The sequence below is a fragment of the Clostridium sp. genome, assembly GCF_022482905.1.
Taxonomy (GTDB): domain Bacteria; phylum Bacillota; class Clostridia; order Clostridiales; family Clostridiaceae; genus Clostridium_B.
Genome location: NZ_JAKVOI010000001.1, coordinates 176,131 through 194,956, shown reverse-complemented (window position 1 = coordinate 194,956; position 18,826 = coordinate 176,131). Strand labels below are relative to the sequence as shown.

Genomic DNA, 18,826 nt, shown 5'->3' with positions numbered 1-18,826 from the left:
GGTGCTATACAAGGGTGTATAGATTAGATCAAAATGAAACTCCCCTATTTGATGCATTAATGGAATATGTAAACAGAGACATAATACCATTTCATGTACCAGGCCACAAGAAAGGTGCTGGTGCAGATACTGAATTTAAAAACTTTCTTGGAGAAAATCCGTTTAAAATAGATGTTACAGTTTTTAAGCTAGTTGACAGCCTCCATCATCCAACAGGCCCTATAAAAAAGGCACAGGAACTGGCTGCAGATGCTTACGGATCAGATGCCGCCTTCTTTTCAATTCATGGTACTTCCGGTGCTATCCAGGCAATGATAATGTCTGTTGTAAATTCCGGCGACAAAATAATAATACCCAGAAACGTTCACAAGTCAGTAACTGCAGGTATAATACTGAGCGGAGCCATACCAGTATATATGTCACCTGAACTTGACAAAAGGCTTGGTATTGCACATGGTGTAACTCCGGAAACAGTTTCCAGAACACTCTCTCAAAACAAAGATGCAAAGGCTGTTTTAATTATAAATCCAACTTATTACGGCGTGGCAGCGGATATAAAAAAAATAGCCGATATAGTTCACAGCTATAATATCCCTTTAATAGTAGATGAGGCCCATGGTCCTCATCTGGCCTTCAATGATAGACTGCCGCTATCCTCCATAGAAGCTGGAAGTGATATATGCTGTCAAAGCACCCACAAAATAATCGGTGCCATGACTCAGGCTTCCCTGCTGCATGTAAACTCCAGACTGGTTGATGTACACAGAGTTCAACAGATTCTATCACTTCTTCAAACCACTTCTCCATCATATATACTGATGGCCTCATTGGATTGTGCAAGGCGTCAGATAGCCATAGATGGAAAACAGCTGCTGGATAAAGCCATAGATCTATCAAACTACGCAAGATACGAAATAAACAAGATTCCAGGATTTTATTGCTTTGGCAAAGAGATAATTGGAAACAGCGGTGTATTTTCCCTCGATCCAACCAAAATAACTATAACCTGCAGGGATCTTGGTATTACCGGATATGACCTGGATATGATCCTTTCAAATAAGTACAATATTCAGATGGAGCTGTCAGATATATACAATGTGCTTGCCGTAGGTTCTTTCGGTGATACTAAAAAGAATATGGATATTCTCATAAAGGCTTTAAAAGAAATAAGCATTGAATATGCTGGAAGCAATCATGTGAAATCTGATTTTCTGGATATTCCGGATATTCCAAGACAGCTGAAAATTCCAAGAGAAGCTTTCAATTCCAAGAGAAAATCCGTACCTTTAAAAAGCAGCATTGGCATGATAAGCGGTGAATTTCTAATGGCCTATCCACCTGGAATTCCTGTCCTCTGTCCCGGTGAGGAAATAACAAGGGATATAGTAGACTATATAGGTCAGCTCAAAAGCACAGGCCTTTACGTACAGGGAACAGAAGATCCCGAAGTGGAGTATATAAAAGTAGTTGATTCTTCAGATGACAATTAAGCTGTAATTGTCATCTATTTCCTCTTCTGTGAAAACCTTTATGTCATTTCTTCTGAATATCTCCGCTGTAACCCCGTTTCCGCTTATCTTACTTCCTGTAAAACTGCCGTCATATATCTCTCCAAAACCGCAGGACGGACTCCTTGATTTTAATACGGCCGTTTTTATATTGCACATTTTACATACCTTTATGGATTCATGTGCTCCTTTTAGAAACTTGTCAGTTAAATTCTGTTTCTTCTGATTTATTATGATGGCACTGCCGTCTATTACATCACTGCCGTCTCCACCGTATATCTCGCATGGAAGTCTTGGCGTACCCAACCCTCCAAGCTGTTCTGGACAAAATGGAACAACTATGCCGGACTCCATTAACTTTAGGATCCTCCCATTCAGGCTATTACCTCCATCATACCTTGTATTTATCCCGCAAAGACACGCACTTACTGCAAGCATATTTACCTCCTGATATTTATAATTGCATCTATTTGAGCTCAACTACTGTGACACCTGTTCCTCCCTCGCCATATTCCCCGAGTCTGTAATTTTCCACATGAGAATGGCGTTTTAACATATCATTTATGGAATTCCTAAGTACTCCCGTACCTTTTCCATGTATTATAGTTACTTCCTTGAGCCCGCTCATATATGCATCATCCAGATATTTATCAGTTGTATAGGTTGCCTCAATAGAATCCATTCCCCTCAAATCTATGGACACCGGAACAGTCCTCAGATTAAGATTTACCTCTTTCTTCTTTTTTTTCTTTTCCTTTTTTGATTCACCTTTTATTTTTCTTAGATCCTTCATTTTTACACTTATTTTCATTATGCCTGCCTGAACCTGAACTTCACCTTTATTATCTGGAGGATTGATCACTATTACATTCTGATTTAGAGATGGAAGAAACACCTCCTGTCCCTCTTTTACATTTTTAATATTTTCACCATCATTAACCTTGTCTATATACAATTTATTCTCTGCATTATTTAATTTTTCACCAAGTTTTCTTCTTTGTTGTTCCAGTTTCTGTCTTGCATCACTGTTGTATCCCATTTCTTCAAGCTGGTGCATTTCCCTTAGGATAGCGTCAGCTTCTTCTTTTGCCTCTCTTATTATATTCTTTGCCTCTCTATGAGCCTCTATAATTGTCTTCTCTCTCGAATCTTTTAATTTGTGGAATTTATTCTCATACTGTTCCTTAATGTGAAGCGCTTCGGCTCTTAAATTTTCAGCCTCCCTATAATACTTCTCGGCCTTCAGATTTTTGCTCTGGAGACTCTGAATGAGATCTTCAAATCTAAGAGCTTCACTGGATATATTTTGTCTTGCATCTTCTATTATATAATCTGGAAGCCCGAGTCTTCTGGATATTTCAAAAGCATTTGATTTTCCAGGTATTCCTATTATAAGTCTATAGGTAGGTCTCAATGTTTCTACATCAAACTCCACAGATGCATTCTCTACCCTATCAGTTCTCAATGCATATACTTTCAGTTCACTGTAATGGGTTGTGGCAACAATACTTGCTCTTTTCCCCTTCAAGTTCTCCAGTATTGCTACAGCAAGTGCCGCTCCCTCCGTAGGATCAGTACCTGCACCCAGTTCATCAAAGAGCACAAGGGAACTGCTGTCTGCCTTATCTATTATGTTTACTGTATTTGTCATATGAGATGAAAAGGTAGAAAGATTCTGTTCAATACTCTGTTCATCTCCAATATCTGCAAAAATCTCCTTGAAAAATCCTACAGTGGAATTTTCCCTGGCAGGTATCATAAGTCCGCTTAATGCCATGATGTGTACAAGTCCTACGGTTTTTAATGTAACAGTTTTTCCACCTGTATTGGGACCTGTTATTATCAAGGACCTAAAATCCCTTCCCATATAAAAATCCATGGGCACTGCAACTTTTCCGTCTATAAGAGGATGTTTCGCCTGTATTATATCCATTATACCTTCATCATTTATTTCCGGTATCGTATAGTTAAAGTCACTTGCAAATCTGGCCTTTGCAAAAATAAAGTCCAGTTCCCACAATATATCCGCATTAATCTCAACTGCAGATATACTGCCGTATATCTGTCCCGATAATTCTGCGAGTATCCTCTCTATTTCAGCATTTTCTTCCATCATCAATTCTTTTATTTCATTATTTAGATTTACAAGTCCCATAGGTTCTATATATAACGTGGCCCCGCTTGAGCTTTGATCATGAACTAGACCTGGTACCATTAATTTATATTCCGCTTTTACAGGGAGTACATATCTATCTCCTCTTACAGTATAGAGTGCATCCTGAAGGTATTGAGAATAACTTCTAACAAGAGAATTTACCTTATCCCTTACAGAAGAATTCTTATCTCTCAATGCCCTTCTTATATTGTACAATTTAGAACTGGCCTTGTCATAAATTGTATCTTCACTTTCTATGGACATGAATATTTTATCTTCCAGAAACTTCAACTCTGTTATCCCGGAGCAGATATCTTCTATTATCTTGAAAGTTTCTTCATCCTCTTTATGACTTACATATTTCTTAAATCTACGTGAAGCCCTTAAAACAGCACCTATTCTCAAAATCTGAACTGCCATGAGCATGGAACCCTTTTTGGCCATCACTATAGCATTTCTTGCATCATAAACTCCTTCAAATGGAGGTAAACCTTTTTCTATAAGAAGCCTGAATGCTTCCCCAGTTTCCTCCAAATGCTGCCTTGCTTCATATATGTTATCATAGGGCCTTAAATCATCCACTATATCCTTTGCTGCATCGGTACTTGTATATTTTTTTAATTTGTTTTTTACTTTATCAAATTCCAAAACCTTTAGAGATTTATCGTTCATCTTGCCTCGTAAAACTCCTTTCCTAATCTATCCCTCTTTTATAGTGACCACGTGTAAACCTTGAAAAATCCTTTTCCCATTTCTCTTGAACAAAGGCATTCAATACTTCCTTGGTCTTCTCATAGCTTTCATCTATAAAATCCATTCTAAAGCTGTTTACTCCTATGTTTTTAAGTTCTTTAATATTTTGCAATAAATTCAATGGTACACTGTTGTATACATATCCCCTGCAAAACTTATCCGTTCTCAGTGGAAACTCTTTATTTTTTCTGTCTACAAGATAATAGTTTCCATATCTGCAGGAACTATTGCATTCTCTGCAGGCAGTTTTGCCGCCAAAGGTACTTCCTATAACGCAGTATTCACTTACCATCAGCTGTATTCTTCCATACACCATGAGCTGACATCCTGACTTTATATGTCCAAGTATATTCTTTATCTCATCTTTGCTCAATTCTACACTCAGACAGTTTCCACAGGTCAATTTATTATAGAAAGCAAGAGCCTCGCTGTTGAATATATTAAGTTTATAATCACCTATTATATTCAGCTTTCCTCCAAATTTACTTATTATGCCTAAATTAGATGTAACTATTCCCTGTATCATATGTAGATTATCCTGTACAAATTTACATATATAATTAAATTCCTCTTTTACTATGTTTGGAATCATTATATATACCTTTTTTTCTATATCACCCAGCCTAATTTGACAATTGCGCTGAAATGGATTTATACATATACAATGCAAATTCGATTCCAATACTGCTTTAAGCTGTTCTCTATTTGATACAAAAACCATATTTTCAGGTAACTCAAGTTCTCTACTCCTGCCTATATCCCAATTTGCATATTTGGTATTCTCAACACGACATCTATTTTTAGATAATATGTATTTTTCAATTTCATCTGTAAGCTTCCTTCTGACAGCATTCAGGGAAGCTACAGGTAAAAATCCTTCTTCATAATCTGTAAATTCTATATTGCCAAATTCAAATACAGTATTCCCGGTTTTTAAAAGACTGCTGCAAATTCTTTCTTTGCTAAGAGGTCTTTTTAGTGCTCTTTCCACAACTTCCCCTTTTACAACAAAATCATGTTCATCATAATTGGCTGTAAGTTCAATGGGATTTCCCAATTCAAATTTAACTCTCAGATTCAAGTCTATTTTTTTCCCATATGGATTTTTATACACAGACTGAAGCTCTCTCATCTGAGCAGAATCCGAAGTCCTATATATTATATCACCATATCTGTAATCTGATGGGAAAAGTTTTACATGGTCACCTTTTTTAGCCTCATCTACTTCCTTTCCATTCTTGATTATTTTACATATATTGAAACCACTTCTCCCGTTTCTGATTCCATCACCTATGAATATATCCTCTTTTAAAATAATTGTCATATCACTTTTAACTTCTCCAATTTGAATTCCCGTATTTCTTGGAAATGAATAGGACATCATGTCTCTGCCAGTATTTTTGAGCAAGTAGGCTTTTGTAAATCCTTCCCTGTTAAACAGTTGAAGAAGCTTCCTTATACTTTCAGTTTTCGGAATTTTTTCAATACCGTCATTCAGGAAGCTATCTATAGCTTTTCTATATTCCCTGACGACACCTGCTACATATTCAGGTCTTTTCATCCTTCCCTCAATCTTTAAAGAACATGCCCCAGTTCTCAATATATCTCCTATATTTTCAATAGTGCACATATCCTTTGGGCTTAAAAGATAGCCTTTTTTTGAAGAATCATCCATTTCTTTAACTATGCTATATGGCAGTCTGCAGGGCTGGGCACATTTCCCCCTGTTTCCACTTCTTCCGCCTATCATGCTGCTCATAAGGCATTGTCCAGAATAGCATACACAGAGTGCACCATGAACAAACACTTCAATATCCATATTAAGTATTTTCGATATAGATTCTATTTCTTTTAAGGACAACTCTCTTGATAGAACTATTCTGTCAAACCCTATGCTTTCTAAAAAAAGGGCGGTTTCTAAATTATGTACCGTCATCTGGGTTGATGCATGAAGTTTAAAGTTTGGAAAATATTTTTTTACAAGAACTGCAAATCCTATGTCCTGAACTATAAGTGCATCAACTCCTACATCATATAGAAACCCTGCATATGAAACCGCATCTTTAATTTCCTTTTCCTTTATAATTGTATTTACTGTAACATATATCTTTACGTCATACAGATGGCAGTAATCAACTGTTTTTTTCATAATTTCATCATCAAAATTGTCCGCATATGCCCTGGCCGAAAATCTACTTCCTCCAAGATAAACAGCATTTGCTCCAGATTGAACTGCCGCATACACACTTTCAAGATTACCTGCAGGTGCCAAAAGCTCTATTTTTTTCATCTCCACTTCATCTCCTTGCACAATACTAATTATATAGTAATCTTTGACACAATCAAAGTAATTATCAAAAAACCAGCTGGAAATGCATTTATCATCACCTTTTTTATCAAGACTCATATATTGTATTAGGAGTCAATGACAAAATTGATAACAAACTATTTTTTACTCTAATTTATATGTATATTTAAGGAGGATTTTATTTATGAATTCATTATCAAATGGCAATTGCTACGATAATAATTATAATCCTTGCGCTGTAAATCCCTGCAAGGTAGAACAAAAAGAAGAAAAAAGCTGTCAGCCAATAATTAAATGTAGCTGTCCTACTTCAACTGTAGTACCTCTTGTATCAATTGGAGATAGTTTTACTGTTGCTTCCCTGAATTTGAATACTTCAAAAATATCAAATCCATGTGTAAAACTTGAATTTGCCACCAATCTCATAGGAACCGTTGCAGGTGCCGGTATTTTGAGATTTCAAGTATTCAAACAATGCACTGGTCAGATGAATCCAGTTCCTATAGGTCCAACATGGAGCTACGGTCCTATAGCAATAGGCAATGATACTTTTTCATTCTTTGTCTGCGATTGTGATGATTCATGTTTTGACGGATGCTGTACCTATACGGTAGTAGCAACAACAACTGTTGCCCTTGGTACACTTTCACTGAACAATTCAACACTTGGAGCAATAGTAACCTGCGGATGCTCCTGCAACTAAAAATATAGATATACAGCTTTAAACCAAGTTGCCTATCTATACATTAATATTAAATTATTATATGGATTGTCTCAAAACAATGAGATATTCCATATTTTCGTCTGTAAATCAGAGGATTTGGTATTGAAATACACTTTCAGTACTGAATCCTCTGATTATATTCATCTTTATGTCTGTATTCCTGTAAAACATGTAACCAAGTTTAATAGGAATCCATATATTATAATTGAACCACAAATAAAACTTAAAACATTCATTACAACAGAATAATACTCGAAAGTGAGGAGGTAAATCTATGGCTTTTTATACAGCTTATCCAACGGATGATGTGTATGTAGCAGAGTTTTTCTCAAATACCAATTTTGTCTCATCATCATCCTTATATACCGGGCAATATACCCAAAACTGCGGACATGCAGATGCGTATAGATCCCTGTTAAAATTCAACATTCCAGGTTCAATTCCATCTGGATGTACAATAAAAAATGCCGTTTTAAATCTCTATGTAAATGGAAAAAACACGCCAGATTGCAACCTTCAGCCTCAATACGTGACTGCATATAGAAATTTAAATGACTTTAGTGAAAATACAGTTACGTGGAATAACAAACCAAATGTATTTCAAACTCCTTATGGATCTACAATAATTACAGATGGTGATTTATGTAATTATATACAAATAGATATTACTGAGTTGGTTAGAGGATGGTACAACCACACTATTGAAAATAATGGACTAACCTTAATAGGAATAGAAAATATTGTGAATACAATAATAGGATATGACAGCAGCAGAGGTCAAAACCCTCCTTATCTGTCAATCGAATATGATTGCGGATCGCCTTGTCCACCGCCTTGCCCTCCACCTTGCCCTATATGTCCAACTGGACCTACTGGTCCTCAAGGTCCTGCCGGACCTATAGGCCCTACTGGTGCTCAAGGTCCTCAGGGTCCTGTCGGTCCTACTGGCGCTCAAGGTCTTCAAGGCCCTGCTGGTCCTATAGGTCCTACCGGTGCCCAGGGTCCTGCCGGCGCCAACGGTGCTACCGGTCCTCAAGGCCCTGTTGGTCCTACTGGTGCACAGGGTCCTGCTGGTGCCAACGGTGCTACTGGCCCTCAAGGTCCTGTCGGTCCTACTGGTGCTCAGGGTCCTGCTGGTGCCAACGGTGCTACCGGCCCTCAAGGTCCTATAGGTCCTACTGGTGCACAGGGTCCTGCTGGTGCCAACGGTGCTACCGGCCCTCAAGGTCCTGTCGGTCCTACTGGTGCTCAGGGCCCTGCCGGTGCCAACGGTGCTACCGGTCCTCAAGGTCTTCAAGGCCCTACTGGTCCTCAGGGCCCTGCTGGTGCCAACGGTGCTACCGGTCCTCAAGGTCCTGTCGGTCCTACTGGTGCCCAGGGTCCTCAAGGTCCAGAAGGTATCCAGGGTAATACCGGTGCCGATGGTGCTACCGGTCCTCAGGGTCCTGCTGGTCCTACTGGTGCACAGGGTCCTGCCGGTGCTGATGGTGCCGTAGGTCCTACCGGTCCTCAAGGCCCTCAAGGTCCTGCTGGTGCACAGGGTCCTGCCGGTGCCAACGGTGCTACTGGCCCTCAAGGTCCTGCTGGTCCTCAGGGTGCTACTGGTGCCCAGGGTCCTGAAGGTTCTCAAGGTCCTGTCGGTCCTGCTGGTGCTACCGGTCCTCAAGGTGTAGAAGGTCCTGTTGGTCCTGCCGGCCCTACTGGTCCTACTGGTGCACAGGGTGTAGAAGGTCCTCAGGGTCCTCAGGGTATTCAGGGTAATACAGGTGCCACTGGCCCTACCGGTGCCAACGGTGCTACTGGTGCCCAGGGTCCTGCTGGTCCTGCCGGTCCTACTGGTGCCCAAGGTTCTGTTGGTCCTGCCGGTCCTACTGGTCCTCAAGGTGTAGAAGGTCCTCAGGGTCCTGTTGGTCCTACTGGTGCCCAGGGTCCTGCCGGTGATCAGGGTCCTCAAGGCCCTCAAGGTCCTGCTGGCCCTACCGGTCCTACTGGCGCTCAAGGCCCTGCTGGTCCTCAAGGTGCTACTGGTGCCCAAGGTTCTGTCGGCCCTACTGGCCCTACTGGTCCTCAAGGTCCTGTCGGTCCTCAAGGTCCTCAAGGTATTCAAGGCAATCCAGGTGCTACCGGCCCTCAAGGTCCTATAGGCCCTACTGGTCCTACTGGCCCTGCCGGTGCTGATGGTGCTGGTGCTATAATTCCATTTGCATCTGGAAGTCCTGTCGTGCTGACTACTGTTGCTGGTGGATTAATTGGTACAGCAAGCGTTCTGGGATTCGGAAACTCTGCTACTAATATAAACGTCACAGGTGGAACAATTGATTTGACTGGAGCTGCAGGGACATTGATTAATATGGCATTTTCAGTTCCCCGTGATGGAGTTATAACCTCAATAGCAGCATATTTCAGTACAAGTGCAGCATTATCTCTTATAGGTTCAACAACAACTATTACAGCACAGTTATATCAATCGACTGCTCCTGACAATAGTTTCACTGCAATTCCGGGTGCTGTTGCAACTTTATCTCCGGCACTGTCTGGTTTAGTATCTATAGGCAATACGAGCAGTGGATTGACTGAAGGATTATCAATTTCTGTAACTGCAGGTACCCGACTATTACTGGTATTCTCAGCAACGGCATCAGGACTTAGTCTCATTAATACCGTTGCAGGTTACGCCAGTGCAGGTGTTGGAATTTCCTAATACACCATTTTTAGAAGGACTGCTTAAGCAGTCCTTCTATCAATTATTTTGTTCTTATCCTATTATACATAAAGATTTTAAACGAGGAGATGATTTTTTGCCAAATTTTATAACTATAAGTTTATGTATGATAATCAAAAACGAAGAAAAAGTAATAGAAAGATGCCTTGATTCAATCAAAGACATAGTAGATGAGATAATAATTGTAGATACAGGTTCTTCTGATAATTCAATAAATATATGTAAAAAGTTTACCAATAAAATATATGATTTTAAATGGGTAGACGATTTTTCTGCTGCAAGAAACTTTTCTTTCAGCAAAGCAACCAAGGAATATATATTATGGATGGATGCAGATGATATTCTTCTTCCTGAAGACATAAAAAAATTCAGCGCATTGAAAGATACTTTGGATCACTCTGTGGATTCTGTAACAATGAAGTATAATGTTGGATTTGACAAATACGGAAATATAACTTTGAGTTACAGGAGAAATAGATTGATAAAAAGAGAAAAAAATTTCAGATGGCTAGGGTTTGTTCATGAATATCTCAAAGTATACGGAAATATAATCAACAGCAGTATAAGTATAACCCATAGAAAGATGGAGTATAAACCTAAGAGAAATATTGAAATATATGAAAATAAGTTAAAACAAGGTGTGGATTTTTCTTTAAGAGACATACTTTATTATGGAAATGAACTCTATGACCACAACAGATATGAGGAGGCAGTTGAATACTATACTAAATTTCTAAATTCAAACATGGGTTGGTATGAAGACAATATAAATGTATGTAATAAAATATTTGATTATTACGAGAAGACAGGAGAATTTTTAAAGGCAAGAAATTATATATTCAAGAGCTTTGAATATGACAATCCCAGAGCTGAAGGATGCTGCAGATTAGGCTTATCGTTTTTCAAAGAAAGCAAAATTGCACAGGCAATTTTCTGGTATGACATGGCCCTGAAAGTGGAAAAACCCAAAGACAGCCTCGGGTTTTTCAATGATGCATATTGGACATGGATTCCCCACCTTCAATTATGTGTATGTTATGATATCATTGGTAATCATAAACTGGCATATGAACACAATGAAATGGCAGCAGCATTTATACCGGAAGACGAAAAAATCAAATTCAATAGAAAGTATTTCAACAATATTGGAATTTTATAATCGGATTACGTTCGGGCTACCCTGTCTTAAAATAACAAGTATGCGGTAGCTTGTCATAATATATTGTCATCTTTTAATTTCTTAATTACCAGATCAACCCTTTCATCCCAGCTGTTATTTATTGAAAACCTTCTCCTTGCAATGGCTGTTTCCATATCGATATCATTAATCGCTTTATTCAGATTTATAATAAATTCTGTAAAGTTTCTAGATACATAACATAGATTCCCTAGTTTTATTATTTCATGTATGGCAGTACTTACTACAGGTTTCCCCAATGCCATATACTCATATAACTTTATAGGATCACAGCTGTTGGTCATTTTATTTACTTTAAAAGGTATAATACAGCAATTAAAATTACTTATATAAAATGGAAGCTGCCAGTATTTTTTCTCTCCTAAAAAATACACATTATTTTTATTGAACTCCAAATCTATACTGCCAATTTTGGGACCGATGAAAACAATATTATAATTGCCTCCAGATATATATTTTATCAATTCCCAGTCTATCCAGCCGGCAACAGCCCCCACATATCCCACAATCTTTTTCCCTGATGGCAAATCTGCAGGAATGCTCTTTTTATCCGGTGAAAAGTTTTCTATATCCAGTCCGTTTTTTATCATGTATATTTTATGACATTCTGTCAAAAATTTATTGTAGAGTTCTTCAGAAGTGGCAAATATGATATTTGCAGCTTTCAACATATCCTTTAAATATACATTCCAGCTTTCAAACTCGTAGGAATAATCATCTATTATGTCAAATATTATATAATCATGATATAGATTATCTATCCTGGTTACATTCTCCGGATGAGAACACCATAATATTATCGGTCTCTCCAACCGATTTGTGTCTATACTGTAATTCGCTCCAATCTCATATAATTTTTTATTTATTCTTATGATATAGTTTTCCCTTATATTGTCCATATAATATACAGTATGTCCTCTCTCACTCAATTTTCTCATTATCTGCTGTGGTCTCTGATACATTCTATTATATGGAACTGTAGGCATTTGAATAAAAGTTGCCATAAATATCACCTGGTCTAACTTAATAAAATCTCATAGCTTCTATATAATTTATCTATACATTTTTCCCAATTGTAATTTAAATTCACGTATTCTTTTAATTCCTTGGATTCTCCGCCCCTTTCAGCCATATTCAAGGCATTTTCAAGTGATTTTCTTATACTCACTTCACTGTAGGGATCGCAATAGATACATTTATCTTTAAAATATTCCTTACTGCTCCCCTCCAGAGTCGACACTATGTTACATCCCAGAGAAGCGGCTTCAAGTGATGAAAGCCCCGGAGTTTCCACAAAACTTGGGAGTATATGGACCTTCGCACATCTATATGCATTATATAGATTATATTTATCCATAAATCCAAGATATTTTACATTTCTATAATTCATACATTTTCTAAAATATGCCTTGTCATTTATATTTCCCACAAGTACCAGTTCATATTTCAAATACTGCGCCGCCCTGCACAATGCAAGCTGATTCTTCCTGCTGCATATTCTAGCTGCACAGAGTATATAGTTTTCCAAACTGTACTTTTTTCTAAAGTCAAACTTTACAATATCACTATTCCCGGTTTCAACTCCATTATAAACGACTGTATATGGTACATCCATATTGAAATCCTTACATATTGCTTTTCCTTCAAGCTCACTGTTTGGATATACCATATCACAGCCCTGAAGTATACTCTTTCTCTTGGTGTTTCCCCTGTTCCACAATTCTATATCGTGTTCATCATGAATAAACTTATAATACTTTATTAGATTCCAGTATACAGGTGATAACACTATCTTTTTTCCAAAGCATCTTGCCTTTTTATAATAACTATACGTATCCCTTATTCTTGTAAGATTGAATAAATGGATAATATCATACTTGGAATAATCCTGTATCATTCCTGTATTTATATCCACCTTTATGCCTTTTTTTTCAAGGTATTTTATAGTTTTGATAAACTGCATTGAATCACCTGCAAAATTTCTATCATAATCCTCCCTTATGCAAAATAATATATTTACCACCATACTACTCCTGAGTTTACTTGATATATTATTTTATTATATGCAGCATGCAGAAAATATCCACACAAAGAAACCGAACTAAAACTTTCTATTTAGTTCGGTTTCTAATTTGATTTATCATTTAAAAGAGGATTCTTTCTGCTTCTTTCCTTTGCCAGACTTATTTGATTTTGTTCCAGTTTATGTTGGAGATCCATTATTTTATATTTAAGGGATTGAACTTTAAATTTATACTCCCTATTTTCAGATTTAATTTCCTCATTTTCTTTTAAATACTCCTTTGCAGCTTCATTGGTTATATCTATTTCCTCTTTCAACTTTTGAACTTCATTATCCTTTTCTTCAGCTTTTTTCTTGGAATACCCACTTTGCTCGTAATCTTTCAATTTTTGCTGAAGTTCTGCATTATATTCTTCCTTATATTGAATTTGCTTCTTTAGAGAAGCTATCTCTTCTTCATATACTTTCTGAATTTTTTTAAACTGTTCAGATTCCTTTTCCAGCTTTTTATTGGATTCTCTCATTTTAAACATATCATCAGCTACATTCACCGCCGACAGTATAGCCGCTGAGGAAGTGCTTAATTTATTGTTGATTTCCAGCACACTTTTTACTTTTTTGTCAACATAACTGGCCAATGTGTGTAGATATTCTTCCTGTTCGTCACCTTTTAAGTTATACTCTATGCCATTTATGACAACTGTCACTACATTCATTTGAACACCCTCTCAGATACTGCTGTTTTCAATATAAAACTATTTTATCACAAATTCCTCACATATTAAACCGCTAATTAAATTTAATGGTAAAAAATTCCTGTATTGGTTTTCTTGAAATGACTTTGTCATTGAATTTAAATACTCAATGACAAGGCCAGTCTGTCAATTTATCTATCTCAATTTTGCTCCAAGCTTGTTCTCAAGATTTTTCAATATTCTGTCATGAACCTTGTTTACCTCTGAATCCGTTAAAGTTCTATTTTCAAGCCTGTAAGATATGGAATACGCTATGGACTTTTTTCCTCTTTCTATTTGTTTTCCAGTATACACATCAAATAATTTTATATTCTCAACCATTTTGCCTCCCTGATGTCTAATTATATTTTCTACATCCTCTACAAGTACGTCTTTATCCACAAGTACGGCTATATCCCTTGAAACAGCCGGGAATTTAGGAAGCGGTCTATACTTTTTATCGGAATTTGAATATCTATAAATCAAGTCCAGGTTCAACTCAAATATATAGCATCTGTCTTCAATTCCATAGTTTTCAACAACATTTGGATGTACTTCTCCGAAAACCCCTATAAATTTATTTTTTATATAGAGATTTGCAGTCCTGCCTGGATGAAATGTGGGATTGCTGCTCTCTCTCTTTAATGAAAAATCTTTTATTTGAAAAGATGACAGAATATTTTCTACAACACCTTTTAAATCAAAATAATCCACATTTCCATACATGCCTGCAGTTACCATATTTTTTTCATCTGGAAGTTTGTTCATATCATCTTTGGGTATGTATATTCTTCCAATTTCAAATAGTCGTGCAGATTTATTATTTCGTGAATAGTTTCTGCCAAGAGCCTCCATCATAGGTGGAATTGTAGTAGTTCTCATTACACTGTAATCTTCACCCAATGGATTTCTTATAGTCACTACTTTCCTCAGTTGACTGTCTTCATCAAGGCATATTTTATCAAAAGATTTCCTGCTGAAAAAAGAATAACTTATAGACTGATTCAAACCACTTGCAATAAGTATGTCTATAATCTTGTCATCCAATTTCTGCTTTTCACTTTTTCCACCCCTGGTATTTACACTATCTATTATAGTAGATGGTATTTTATCGTATCCATATATTCTTGCCACTTCTTCAGCTACATCTTCTTTTATATTAATATCACTTCTAAATGTAGGAACATGAATTTTCAGCATACTACTATTTATTTCCGCTTTTAATTCAAGTCTGTCAAGATATTGAGCCATTTGTTCTGCTGATATGTCTATTCCAAGAAATTTATTGATCCAGCATGAATCCACCTCTAAATAATGAGGCTCAATCTTTTTATTATAAATATCAATACTTCCTTCTATAATTTCTCCTGCACCGAGTTTTTCTACCAGATGACATGCCCTGTTCATGGCAATTTCAGCCAGGTTTGGATCCAGGTCCTTCTCAAATCTGGATGAAGCTTCTGTTCTAAGTGAAAGTTTCTGTGCTGAAATTCTTATATTGGTACCATCAAAATTTGCACATTCAAATACTATGTCTCTGGTATCATCTTTTATTTCCGAGTTAAGTCCTCCCATTATTCCGGCAAGACCTATTGCTCTTTCTCCATCCCTTATTGTAAGTACATTTCTGTCAAGTTCTCTCTCTTCTCCGTCCAAAGTAGTAAACTTTTCACCGTCTCCGGCCCTTCTTACAACTATGGTCCTTGATCCTACATTCCTTAAATCATAAGCATGCATGGGCTGACCAAGCTCAAGCATTACGAAATTGGTTATATCAACTATATTGTTTATAGGTCTTACTCCCGATTCTAAAAGTCTTTTCTGCATCCAGCCCGGTGATTGAGCTATTTTTACATTTCTTATTATTTTTGCTATGTATCTTCTGCAAAGTTCATCTTCCACTTCAACTTTCAATTTATCTTTAATGTCTTCGTCCCGACATTCCCTATATGACATATCCGGAGCTCTATATTTTCCATTTAGTATTGCAGCTGTTTCCCTTGCTATTCCCATAACACTCAGACAATCCGGTCTGTTGGATGTTATTTCAAAATCTATTACACTGCTGTCCAAGTCAAGAACCGACTTTATGTCACTGCCAATAGGTGTAGATCCTGGAAGTATCATAAGTCCATATACCGGCTTATCTCCAGCTATGCCAAGTTCCTCTTCGGAACAGAACATTCCGTTTGACATAATACCTCTAAGTTTTCCCTTTTTTATCTTCACGCCGCCGTGTATGGTGGAACCATGCAGTGCCACAGGCACTATATCCTGCTCCTTCATGTTGGTGGCAGCTGTAACTATCTGAATAGGTTCCTCTTTTCCTATATCAACACTGCACACAAATAACTTATCTGCATCGGGATGTTTCTCTATCTTTATGATTTTACCGGTAACTACGCTATTTATTTCATCTCCCGTAGTTATGACCTCCTCCACTTTTGATCCGCTCAAGGTAAGTTTATCTCCTAATTCTTTAGCTGGAATATCAACATTTACATAATCCTTCAACCATCTTACTGGAACTTTCATAAATAATTTCCTCCTAAAATTGATTTAAAAATCTCATATCGCTTTCATACATATTTCTTATATCATCTATGCCATATTTCAGCATAACCATTCTGTCCACACCCATGCCGAAGGCAAAACCGCTGTACACTTCCGGATCTATACCGCAGTTTCTAAGTACCTGCGGATGTACCATTCCACATCCTAAAAGCTCTATCCAGCCTTCACCCTTGCAAACCCTGCATCCTTTTCCTCCACACACAAAGCATGTTGCATCCATTTCTGCAGAAGGTTCTGTAAATGGAAAATGGTGTGGTCTGAATTTTGTATTTATTCCTTCACCGAACATCTTCTTTGCAAACAGTTCCAGAGTCCCCTTCAAGTCTGAAAAAGTTATTCCCCTGTCAACTACAAGTCCTTCCATCTGATAAAATATTGGTGAATGCGTAGCATCCACTGCATCTGAACGATAGACCTTTCCTGGAGATATCATTTTTATAGGAGGTTTTTGTTTTTCCATAGTTCTTATCTGGATTGGAGAAGTCTGTGTTCTGAGAACTATGTTGTCATTTATATAGAAAGTATCCTGTTCACCTCTTGCCGGATGATTCTTCGGTATGTTAAGTGCTTCAAAATTGTAGTAATCAAGTTCTACCTCCGGACCCTCCTCTATAGTAAATCCCATTGAAATAAATATCTGCTTCATATCCTCCAGAGTCTGTTCGAGAGGGTGTCTTTTACCTATAATCTGTTTTTTTCCAGGCATGGTTATATCAATTGTTTCATTTCCCAATTTAACTTCTTTCTCTGCATTCTTTATCCTGTGTGAAGCTCCTTCTATGGCATCTTCAAGGTTTTTTCTCACTTCATTTGCCAATTTGCCCACCAAAGGTCTTTCTTCTGGTGAAAGTGATTTCATACCTCTCAATATATGGGTAAGTTCTCCCTTTTTCCCAAGGTATTTCACTCTTATACTGTTTACATCCGTATTATCTTTTATGTCTTTAAGTTCCCTGATGGCCTCTTCTTTTATCTTCTGTAACTTTTCCTTTATCAAAATATCCTCTCCTTCAATATAACAACATATAAAACTCGTTAAAATAAAAAGGAGTCCATCCTCTATAAAGGGACGAACTCCGTATCCGCGTTACCACCCAAATTGATATAATAAATATCCACTTGTCAAATTTAACGATTTTACCCGCCAACCGCTACTGTATATTCACAATTGGAACTCCAGAATGAACTTCAAAGCAGGATGTACTTTAAGAAAACTCTCAACTAAAATTTTCTCTCTCTGTAAATAATCATACTTCTACTCTTTCCATCAAAGTACAGTATATAATTTATTGCATATTGTAAATATTACAATTATCCTATTGCAATGTCAATATTTAAAAGTCAATTTAATTTCTGTCTTACAACTTCAAACATCATAACGGATGCAGCCACAGAGGCATTTAGTGATTCAGCATTTCCCGGCATTGGTATTTTAACTTTTATGTCTGCCATGTTTTTTATATCATCACTTAGTCCATTTCCTTCATTTCCCACAGCCAGTATTATTTTCCCTTTTAAGTCTACATTGTAAAAATTCACATTGGCATCAAGTTCACTGGCTACAACTTGAAACCCGTCTTCTTTCAACGACCTTGTAATCTCCAAATCATAATCTATCAATATTGGTATGTAAAATACGGAGCCCATGGTAGATCTGAGTGTCTTTTCATTATATACATCTACAGTTCCCCTAGTCAATATTATGCCTGATGCTCCAGATGCATGGGCACTTCTTATTATAGTTCCCATATTCCCGGGGTCCTGAATTTTATCCGCAAGTACATAGAAGCCATCCTTCTTTATGATATTTAAATTGTTATTTTGAACTACGGCAATTATACCTTGTGAAGTTTCTGTATTGCTTATGGTTTTAAATACATCATGGGAAGTATAATACATCCTTCCGACAACATCTATATCCATATTTCTGCTGTCCATATATTCTCTCCATTTATCCTTCGAATCCTCTTCTACAAAAATCATTAAAATATTGAATCTGGACTTGACCGCCTCTTCTACAAATCTGAATCCTTCTACTATAAATTCACCTTTTTGATTCCTGTATTTTCTATTCTTTAGTTTTCTGACTTCTTTAATCCTGAAATTATCCCTGCTCTTTATAATATC

At 37.1% G+C, this 18,826-nt stretch carries 13 protein-coding genes and 1 other annotated feature; of the genes, 4 read left to right on the top strand and 9 right to left on the bottom strand.

The annotated features are described in order from the left end of the window. The first annotated feature begins 14 nt into the window (after positions 1-14). Complete coding sequence (locus LKE46_RS01095; protein ID WP_291717605.1) at positions 15-1,490, top strand: aminotransferase class I/II-fold pyridoxal phosphate-dependent enzyme; 1,476 nt, start codon at positions 15-17, stop codon at positions 1,488-1,490. Here LKE46_RS01095 and LKE46_RS01090 read toward each other — a convergent pair. The 3 genes from LKE46_RS01090 to LKE46_RS01080 are packed head-to-tail and all read right to left on the bottom strand — an operon-like array spanning position 1,476 to position 6,706. After that, complete coding sequence (locus LKE46_RS01090) at positions 1,476-1,946, bottom strand: DUF523 domain-containing protein (RefSeq protein WP_291717603.1); 471 nt, start codon at positions 1,944-1,946, stop codon at positions 1,476-1,478. The two genes, LKE46_RS01095 and LKE46_RS01090, sit on opposite strands and share 15 nt — an antisense overlap. A 28-nt stretch (positions 1,947-1,974) precedes the next feature. Further along, the gene (locus tag LKE46_RS01085) at positions 1,975-4,335 is read right to left on the bottom strand and encodes an endonuclease MutS2 (RefSeq protein WP_291717601.1); all 2,361 of its coding nucleotides are present in this window, start codon (positions 4,333-4,335) and stop codon (positions 1,975-1,977) included. Positions 4,336-4,357: 22 nt separating this feature from the next. Further along, complete coding sequence (locus tag LKE46_RS01080; protein WP_291717599.1) at positions 4,358-6,706, bottom strand: DUF3656 domain-containing U32 family peptidase; 2,349 nt, start codon at positions 6,704-6,706, stop codon at positions 4,358-4,360. 202 nt (positions 6,707-6,908) lie between these two features. Between LKE46_RS01080 and LKE46_RS01075 the strand changes: the two genes are divergently transcribed. The 3 genes from LKE46_RS01075 to LKE46_RS01065 all read left to right on the top strand — a co-directional run bounded on the left by LKE46_RS01075 (position 6,909) and on the right by LKE46_RS01065 (position 11,329). Beyond that, the gene (locus LKE46_RS01075; RefSeq protein ID WP_291717596.1) at positions 6,909-7,427 is read left to right on the top strand and encodes a DUF4489 domain-containing protein; all 519 of its coding nucleotides are present in this window, start codon (positions 6,909-6,911) and stop codon (positions 7,425-7,427) included. Positions 7,428-7,722: 295 nt separating this feature from the next. After that, positions 7,723-10,149, top strand: a complete 2,427-nt coding sequence (locus LKE46_RS01070; protein ID WP_291717594.1) for an exosporium glycoprotein BclB-related protein — start codon at positions 7,723-7,725, stop codon at positions 10,147-10,149. 127 nt (positions 10,150-10,276) lie between these two features. Next, positions 10,277-11,329: a tetratricopeptide repeat-containing glycosyltransferase family 2 protein gene (locus LKE46_RS01065; RefSeq protein ID WP_291725502.1), complete on the top strand. Its 1,053-nt coding sequence runs from the start codon at positions 10,277-10,279 to the stop codon at positions 11,327-11,329. 53 nt (positions 11,330-11,382) lie between these two features. Here LKE46_RS01065 and LKE46_RS01060 read toward each other — a convergent pair whose 3' ends face one another. The 6 genes from LKE46_RS01060 to LKE46_RS01035 form a co-directional block, all read right to left on the bottom strand. Then, positions 11,383-12,372: a glycosyltransferase gene (locus tag LKE46_RS01060; RefSeq protein ID WP_291717592.1), complete on the bottom strand. Its 990-nt coding sequence runs from the start codon at positions 12,370-12,372 to the stop codon at positions 11,383-11,385. A gap of 14 nt (positions 12,373-12,386) precedes the next feature. Next, positions 12,387-13,394, bottom strand: a complete 1,008-nt coding sequence (locus LKE46_RS01055; RefSeq protein ID WP_291717590.1) for a glycosyltransferase family 4 protein — start codon at positions 13,392-13,394, stop codon at positions 12,387-12,389. Between the two features lie 101 nt (positions 13,395-13,495). Beyond that, entirely contained in the window at positions 13,496-14,107 is a 612-nt protein-coding gene (gene zapA, locus LKE46_RS01050) for a cell division protein ZapA (RefSeq protein WP_291717588.1), read from the bottom strand. 174 nt (positions 14,108-14,281) lie between these two features. Next, positions 14,282-16,660 (bottom strand): phenylalanine--tRNA ligase subunit beta, encoded by a 2,379-nt coding sequence (gene pheT / locus LKE46_RS01045; protein WP_291717586.1) that lies wholly within the window; start codon positions 16,658-16,660, stop codon positions 14,282-14,284. Positions 16,661-16,673: 13 nt separating this feature from the next. Then, positions 16,674-17,693, bottom strand: coding sequence for a phenylalanine--tRNA ligase subunit alpha (pheS, locus tag LKE46_RS01040; protein ID WP_291725500.1), 1,020 nt, complete (start codon positions 17,691-17,693; stop codon positions 16,674-16,676). 68 nt (positions 17,694-17,761) lie between these two features. After that, positions 17,762-17,979 (bottom strand) — a binding site (T-box leader). A gap of 61 nt (positions 17,980-18,040) precedes the next feature. After that, on the bottom strand, positions 18,041-18,823 hold the full coding sequence (locus LKE46_RS01035) for a TrmH family RNA methyltransferase (protein ID WP_291725498.1): 783 nt from the start codon (positions 18,821-18,823) through the stop codon (positions 18,041-18,043). Positions 18,824-18,826: the final 3 nt, after the last annotated feature.